The 1213-nt window shown below is 30.1% G+C and carries 1 protein-coding gene; it reads right to left on the bottom strand.

Features of this window, described 5'->3' with window-relative positions; translation table 11 throughout:
- Positions 1-203: 203 nt before the first annotated feature.
- Positions 204-599 (bottom strand): hypothetical protein, encoded by a 396-nt coding sequence (locus tag EP747_RS23690; RefSeq protein WP_129692441.1) that lies wholly within the window; start codon positions 597-599, stop codon positions 204-206.
- Positions 600-1213: the final 614 nt, after the last annotated feature.

Genomic DNA, 1213 nt, shown 5'->3' on the forward strand with positions numbered 1-1213 from the left:
TCGATGGTAGTTGGGGGTTTCCCCCTGTGAGAGTAGAACATCGCCTGGTTTACCAAAGTATCAGCTAATCAGCTGGTGCTTTTTTTATTTTGGTCGTTAATTGTTGATATTTAATAATTGATAAAGGACTGTCAATTTTTGATAGTTTTTTAAGTTCTTTGTACAAAATTTGATTACCAAGTACTTGAAGAACTTAAATCTAGTCATTCGGAATTATCAATAATCGTAGGAATCGTATCAGATTGTTTAAAAGCATAGGTTTCATTTTCAATTTTTATTTTAAAAGTTCTTCCTTTTTTATCATATATGATTTTCAAATTATGAAACTTAGAACTATTAATTACATACGTCGTATCTGTTTTCTGTGAATAAGTTCCTTTATCTGTCTCAGTGCGATTATAATAATAAAATGAATGATGGTCCTCTTCATCAAATACTATTATTGCAAATGGAAGTTTTTTGCTTTGGTAGGTCCCTATTAAAGTTGACTCATATAAATTCTGTATTTTAGGGACGTTTGTAGCTAAAACAATAAATACTATAACTAATAATAGAATAATACTTTTATCAACCCAATTTTTCTTTTCAACTTCAGTCATTACAATCAACGCTCCTTCCCTAATTTAAAAATATTTAAAGCCAAGAAAAACTATTCTAAATACAGACCAATTCAATACTGAGTTATTTTATCTTTGAATTATACATAGCCTAGCTCATTGATATAATAATCCTATTTGAACAGCTAAAACTAACACAAAAAACGAACTGTTTATAACAGTTCGTTTTCACAGAGTGTTGAAATATATTGTAGTCAATATTGAAAAATACAAACATTAAATGAATATCTATGAAAAAATAGTCTATTTATAATTGTTTTATCTGTCATCTTATTGATAAACAAGTGATTTTGGTTGCTATAAAAATGTTTTAACTAACTTGCAAAATTAAAATGCCGATCAATATTAATAAAGATGTGTAAGACATCATCATAAGTTACAATTTGATTAATAAAGGATAATTCATTCGTTCAATTGACTATTCAATTGTTTTTAAGATTATTATTTTTTTATAAAGAACTTGATTGGAACGAAAGGGTGCTCGACTCCTATGGGAGAAGCGGGAAGGCTGAGACCCCACAGGCGGCGCCGAGGAGGCTCAGGTCTCGCCCCATGGAAAGCGAGCACCCTGTAGTGGAAATCATATGACACAACTT

It is taken from the genome of Gottfriedia acidiceleris (genome assembly GCF_004138285.1).
Taxonomy (GTDB): Bacteria; Bacillota; Bacilli; order Bacillales; family Bacillaceae_G; genus Gottfriedia; species Gottfriedia acidiceleris_A.

Coding starts and splice junctions, on each gene's coding strand:
- EP747_RS23690 (WP_129692441.1), bottom strand. CDS start 599: ATGACTGAAGTTGAAAAGAAAAATTGGGTTGATAAAAGTATTATTCTA.